The 6,307-nt window shown below is 43.5% G+C and carries 6 protein-coding genes and 4 tRNA genes; 3 read left to right on the top strand and 7 right to left on the bottom strand.

Translation table 11 applies throughout. From position 1 onward, the window contains the following. From AB4263_RS15580 to AB4263_RS15560, 5 genes are all read right to left on the bottom strand, one after another. Window positions 1-143, bottom strand: a 143-nt coding sequence (locus AB4263_RS15580; RefSeq protein WP_240798929.1) for a GTP-binding protein, incomplete at its 3' end; no start/stop codon positions are given. Window positions 144-238: 95 nt separating this feature from the next. Beyond that, window positions 239-314: transfer RNA gene (locus AB4263_RS15575), tRNA-Thr, on the bottom strand. 13 nt (window positions 315-327) lie between these two features. Next, a tRNA-Gly gene (locus tag AB4263_RS15570) sits at window positions 328-402 on the bottom strand. A 39-nt stretch (window positions 403-441) separates the two neighbouring features. Next, window positions 442-526, bottom strand: a tRNA-Tyr gene (locus AB4263_RS15565). A gap of 44 nt (window positions 527-570) precedes the next feature. Beyond that, window positions 571-646: transfer RNA gene (locus tag AB4263_RS15560), tRNA-Thr, on the bottom strand. A 210-nt stretch (window positions 647-856) separates the two neighbouring features. Here AB4263_RS15560 and coaA point away from each other — a divergent pair. After that, complete coding sequence (coaA, locus tag AB4263_RS15555; protein ID WP_017062776.1) at window positions 857-1,780, top strand: type I pantothenate kinase; 924 nt, start codon at window positions 857-859, stop codon at window positions 1,778-1,780. Window positions 1,781-1,787: 7 nt separating this feature from the next. On the opposite strand, the gene birA is transcribed toward coaA, so the two are convergent. Both birA and murB read right to left on the bottom strand, forming a co-directional pair. After that, window positions 1,788-2,753, bottom strand: coding sequence for a bifunctional biotin--[acetyl-CoA-carboxylase] ligase/biotin operon repressor BirA (birA, locus tag AB4263_RS15550; RefSeq protein ID WP_017066911.1), 966 nt, complete (start codon window positions 2,751-2,753; stop codon window positions 1,788-1,790). Then, window positions 2,750-3,796 carry a UDP-N-acetylmuramate dehydrogenase gene (gene murB / locus AB4263_RS15545; protein ID WP_372098484.1) on the bottom strand — a complete coding sequence of 349 codons (1,047 nt, stop codon included), beginning with the start codon at window positions 3,794-3,796 and terminating at the stop codon, window positions 2,750-2,752. Before murB ends, birA begins: the two co-directional genes overlap by 4 nt. Window positions 3,797-3,862: 66 nt before the next feature. Here murB and AB4263_RS15540 point away from each other — a divergent pair, with 66 nt between their 5' ends. Next, on the top strand, window positions 3,863-4,294 hold the full coding sequence (locus AB4263_RS15540) for a GNAT family N-acetyltransferase (protein WP_102319991.1): 432 nt from the start codon (window positions 3,863-3,865) through the stop codon (window positions 4,292-4,294). Between the two features lie 91 nt (window positions 4,295-4,385). Then, on the top strand, window positions 4,386-5,726 hold the full coding sequence (gene pssA / locus AB4263_RS15535; RefSeq protein ID WP_102319992.1) for a CDP-diacylglycerol--serine O-phosphatidyltransferase: 1,341 nt from the start codon (window positions 4,386-4,388) through the stop codon (window positions 5,724-5,726). Window positions 5,727-6,307: the final 581 nt, after the last annotated feature.

Genomic DNA, 6,307 nt, shown 5'->3' with positions numbered 1-6,307 from the left:
GCGAAATCTTTAGCAACACCACCGTACACTTTTGCAAGAGTAGTACAGATAGCAGCAGTTAGAGTTGTTTTACCGTGGTCAACGTGGCCGATAGTACCAACGTTTACGTGCGGTTTCGTACGTTCAAATTTTTCTTTAGACATGGGGTGTCCCTCTAGGTACGGATTAGGTGGCTTAAAATAAGACCACGCAACCAAAAAAAATGGTTTTCTTTATTAAAGGAGAAGAAGCTTTAGACTGGTGCTAATACCCAGAGTCGAACTGGGGACCTCACCCTTACCAAGGGTGCGCTCTACCGACTGAGCTATATCAGCACACAAAATGAGTTGGAGCGTGCAGCGGGAATCGAACCCGCATCATCAGCTTGGAAGGCTGAGGTAATAGCCATTATACGATGCACGCAACACGTAACTCTGTTTGAGCTATTTAACCTTTAGAATATGGTGGAGAGGGACGGATTCGAACCATCGAAGGCAGTGCCAACAGATTTACAGTCTGCTCCCTTTGGCCACTCGGGAACCTCTCCAAATTTTGAGCTTTCTCTCGCTTGCCTTATAGGAAGGGAGAAAGTGGTGCCGACTACCGGAATCGAACTGGTGACCTACTGATTACAAGTCAGTTGCTCTACCTACTGAGCTAAGTCGGCACAAGTGGGGCGCATTTTATTGAATGATTTTCCACCTTGCAATAGTAAATTGAAAAAAAGTGCAAAATTCTCTGACCAAACTCCTACATACGGCTATTTAGCTCAAGGTTTACTTCTTTAACCCGCATCTAGTACAGGAAGATATTTTATTTATCTATCGCTTGATGTATTTTCCATGCACTTGTTTTGTTATCCACTATAGAGTTTTGTATGAGCCCATTTATGTCATTTGACCGCGAACGTTGGTCTGAGCTAAGGAATTTAGTTCCGATGACACTTTCTGAGAGCGACTTAAAAGAGCTTCAAGGCATCAATGAAAAGCTCACAATGGAAGAGGCAGTAGAGATCTATCTACCGCTATCTCGTCTATTGAACCTCTATGTGGCAGCCAGACAGAATAGAAACTCGGTACTCCACCAATTTCTAGATAAGAAAGAGAAAGCGCCACCTTTTATCATCGGTATTGCGGGTAGCGTAGCCGTTGGCAAAAGTACCACTGCGCGTCTGCTTAAAGCCCTACTCTCTCGCTGGGAAAACCACCCAAAAGTTGAACTAGTGACAACCGATGGCTTTTTATATCCGAATGAGGTGTTAAAAGAGAAAGGGTTGATGAGCAAAAAGGGCTTTCCGGAGTCTTACGATATCAAGCGTTTAGTGAACTTTGTTTCGGATGTAAAGGCATGCAAGAGAAATGTCACAGCCCCTGTTTACTCGCATCTTACGTACAACATTACTGATGACGTTAAGTGCGTCGACCTACCAGATGTGCTTATTATTGAAGGACTTAATGTCTTACAAACCGGAATGAATTATCCACACGAACCACATCGCGTGTTTATTTCAGACTTCCTTGATTTCTCACTCTATGTTGACGCTGATAGCCAACAAATCAAAGAGTGGTACGTCAATCGTTTTATGAAATTCCGCGATGGTGCGTTTACTAAGCCTGGCTCTTACTTTAGTCATTACACTAAATTATCGAACCAAGCCGCATTGGATAAAGCAGAAGGTATCTGGAGTTCAATTAATGGCTTGAACCTAGAACAAAATATCCTTCCGACACGAGAAAGGGCTCACCTGATTCTACGCAAAGGCGCAGATCATATGGTTGAAGAAGTGTTACTAAGAAAATAGTAACGCTTTAGTCGCCTTTTCTTAGCGATATCTCGCCACCGATATAGCTCTCAACACCATTCTCAGTTTTGAGCAATACAGCGCCTTGTTCATCGATGCCTTGAACAACACCTTCAATTTCTCTAGGTCCAATGATCAGCCTAACATTGCGACCTAAGAAATTATCCAAGCGGTTCCAACGCTCTACAAAATTGGACATTCCTTTCAACTCATAGTCGACAAGTGACTTATCCCAAGCATTGATCAGAGCCTGCGCTAACTGGTTACGGTCTGGCACCTTCCCATCACACACTTCTTTAAGGGAAGTCCATGGCTGGCCAATACCTGATGTTGTTGGATCCATGGATAGGTTTAGCCCTAAACCAATCACAATATGTGCAGCGCCACCAGACTGTCCTGACAGCTCGACCAAGATACCTGCCAGCTTCTTGTCATTGTGGTAAAGGTCGTTCGGCCATTTGAGCTTTACACCTTCTACGCCCATCTCTTCCAAAGCTTCAACAACAGCTACGCCAACCACAAGGCTTAAGCCCATTGCGGCAGCCATCCCTGCGTCGAGTCTCCAATACATTGAAAGATAGAGGTTTGCACCGAATGGCGATACCCACTCTCGTCCACGGCGTCCACGACCCGCAGCTTGATATTCAGCAATACAGACAGAACCCGATTCGAGGGTGTTAGTGCGCTCTAATAGGTGCTGGTTTGTAGAACCTATGATGGGAATCAGCTCAAGAGAAGCATCGCGACTAACTGCTGACAATTTGTCTTGGTCAAGCATATCCAAACGACTGGCTAGCTTGTAACCCTTGCCTTGTACTCGGTAGATATCTAAACCCCACTCTTGAATACCTTTAATGTGCTTACTGATAGCCGCTCGTGATACACCAATCATTTCACCTAGGTTTTCACCTGAATGAAACTCACCGTCAGCAAGACACCTCAATAGCGCAAGCTTGGTACTGTGTTCTCTCATGCCAATGACTCCAAAGCCTTGTCTAGGTTTGTCTCGCAGTCTCGTCCCATAAAGCGCACTTCATGTTCTAATCGAATATCGAATTTATTCAAAACGGACTGACGTACTTGCTCTGCAAGCTTAAGAATGTCCACAGCAGAAGCCTCATCATAATTTATGATAACCAATGCTTGGTTGGGGTGAACCTGAGCACCACCTTCTGTCACACCCTTGAACTGGCATTGATCAATCAGCCAGCCAGCAGCAACTTTGATCATGTCATTACTCTCATAGCCGACAATATTTGGATATAGAGCTAACAAGCGATCAAAATGATCTTTGGTGATCACAGGGTTTTTGAAGAAACTGCCCGCATTCCCTTGTACTCTAGGGTCTGGTAGCTTACTTGAACGGATAGCACACACTTCATCAAATATAGTGCGAGGAGAGAGTGTATCGGCTGCTAGGCTTTTTAACGGGCCATAGTGATTGCATGGCTCCCACTCTTTCGACAACGTTAAACCAATCGCAACAACAATCGCTTTACCGTAGAGAGCGTGTTTGAAAATAGAATCTCGGTAACCAAAGAGACACTCTTCTTTGTTTAATCGCTTAACTGTATAAGTATCCAGACACAGAATATCGACATACTCGCATACATCTTGCAGCTCAACACCATACGCACCAATATTCTGAATTGGAGCAGAGCCTGAACAGCCGGGTATCATTGCTAGGTTTTCTAGACCACCCAACCCCTTATCCACACTCCACTCAACCAAGCTTGGCCAATCCTCGCCACCACTTACATGCAGTAGGTGATGACTGTCCGTCTCGGCCAGCTCAACCCCGGCTAATTTATTCACGATGACCAGGCCAGCGAAGTGCTCAGTAAAAAGCATATTACTGCCCTTACCCAGTATTAACTTAGGCAAAGCTGACCATTTAGGGTCTTTGTAAAGCGAAATAAGTTCTTCGGTAGTGGTGACTTCAACCAACACATCACACGTCTGATCGATGGAAAAAGTATGAACATTTTTTAAACTAGCATTGAGATGGAATTGCATGGCGATATTCAATTAACTTACACTGCGGTCATTCTACAGCAGATAAACCAATGGCGCAGTGACTGAATGAACAATGTCATCATTACTCAATTAGACCCAGTAAAGGTTCCCCTAGTTAAACGTTTCTATAAAGAACACTACCCAACGGGAAAAGCGAATAAGAGTGAACTGATCTACTCGTTATTGCTGGATAACGAGCTATGCGGTGTCGTGCGTTTTCGTACAATAGAAAATAATCGTTTACTTACTGGAATGGCGATATCAAAACAACATCGCGGTCAGCAATTAGGCTCCCAGCTTATGGATTATTGTGCGCAACATACGCTTACGGAAGACGATTACTGCTTTGCTTACGCTCATCTCACCAATTTTTACGCGCGACACAAATTCGTACAAGTAGACCCCAAAGATCTACCAAATGGTTTAAGAGTTTTATACGAGCGCTATTTGAATAGCGGAAAAGATCTCATTCCTATGCATTATCAGCAAAATTGTTAGAGAATGCCTCGATTATCTAGTATTTGGTACTATCCCTTTGGTAAAATTAAAGGTTCGCAATTTTGCATATTTTTAAGGTAAAACAGTCAATATGATTGCCAGTAGGAATCCATTCATACAGTTGCCAACCATAGCGCAGAATCCTGACAAGTTTGAAGTACTACTATCAGCGCAAGAGTTTCGAACTCGTCTACTTGATGAGATATCTCGCGCAACGACTCGTATTAGTTTAGTCGCTTTGTATCTTGAAGATGATGAGGCTGGCCGTGAGATCCTAACTGCCTTATATGAAGCAAAGCAAAAGAATCCAGAATTAGACGTGAGCGTTTGTGTCGATTGGCACCGAGCGCAGCGCGGATTGATTGGTGCAGAGTCTTCTGAAGGCAATGCAGCCATGTATAAAGAGTTTGCTGAAAGATATCAGCATTCTGTGCCTGTCTATGGCATTCCAGTTCGTGGCAAAGAAGTCTTTGGCGTATTGCACTTAAAAGGCTTTATCGTCGATGACAGCGTAATATACAGCGGTGCAAGCCTTAACAATATCTACCTGAATTACCATGACCGCTATCGCTTTGATCGTTACCACGTTTTAAACAACGCGGCTCTTGCTGACTCAATGTTTGCCTACGTACACGAACAGATGGTTGCGGACAGCGCTGTTTATGACCTGGCTGATAAGAACAAGCCTGCGACCAAAGAACTGAAACCAGCGATTCGTCAGTTTCGTGCATCATTGGCAAGGTCTCAGTATCAATTCGATGGTCAAGACGTTTCAGCAGACCAAGTTGCTGTAACACCATTAGTTGGTATCGGTAAAAGACGTAACCGTCTGAATCAGGGTATCAATCAACTCGTCGCTCAAGCTAAAGATGAAATCTTTATCTGCACACCTTACTTCAACTTCCCACCTAGCCTAGCTAAAGAAGTCAAGAAAGCGCTTAAGCGTGGCGTAAAGGTCAGCATTGTTGTTGGTGATAAGACAGCGAATGATTTCTTTATCTCACCAGAAGAAGAGTTTAAAACGATTGGTGGTTTGCCATACCTTTACGAACTGAACTTACGCCGTTTCGCTAAAGCGAATGAAGCTCATATTGCTAGCCGTAATCTATCAATTCGACTTTGGCAACACGATTCCAATAGCTTCCACCTAAAGGGCATATGGGTAGATAAGCGCTACATGCTACTAACAGGTAATAACCTAAACCCTCGCGCCTGGAAGCTAGATCTAGAGAACGGTATCTTTATCCAAGATAACTACCATCACCTAACTGATAAGTTCCAGGCTGAAGTCGATAATATCCTTCAACACACTCAGCTTATCTGTACTTATAAGCAGTTAGATAAGGTAGAGAGCTACCCTATGGAAGTTCAGAAATTGATTCGTAAGATCACTCGTGTAAAAGCCGACAGAGTGCTCAAACAAATACTGTAGTCGGTGTATCAAAACACTATTTATCAACGCCTAGCAAACGCTAGGCGTTTTTGTATCTACGAGATAGCTATTTAGGTTTGTTTGATGGTCTTTCGAATCAACATCTCTATTTATGCATAGTGAGTGTGATAGCTTGAAGTGTTAAGCATCCTACCTTTTCCTTAGTCAGTCTCAGGGTTCCAGATACGTGTATCAGGTATGGTTTAGATAGCAGCTAAACGAGTACCAATACGAACATAATCGACAATTACCCTTTACGTATTCAAGCAATAAAGTCTCACTCCTTAGGGCGAAGTACGTGCGCGATAGAGAATTTCACATAGTAAAACAATCAGATTAGTGCTCTGCTCTATTTAGCTTAAGAGTTAGAAGTGACCACCTATATTCCCAAGCAGCACCTCCCGATATATAGAGAAGTACTTCATAGCTAGCGATAAGGATCTACTACTAAAACCCAAAACACATACGCAGGAAACGATGAAAGCCTAGTCGTCAGACTAGGCTTTCTGATATGTGCCGGAATAGCATGAAGTGCAGGGGCTCGGTGCCTTTACAGCACTCATAATACCAATTAAAGTAAA

Source organism: Vibrio sp. 10N.261.55.C5 (assembly GCF_041470505.1).
In the GTDB taxonomy this organism is placed as follows: domain Bacteria; phylum Pseudomonadota; class Gammaproteobacteria; order Enterobacterales; family Vibrionaceae; genus Vibrio; species Vibrio crassostreae_C.
Note: the sequence above shows the minus strand (reverse complement) of the source record. Positions and strands in the feature narration are given on the sequence as shown.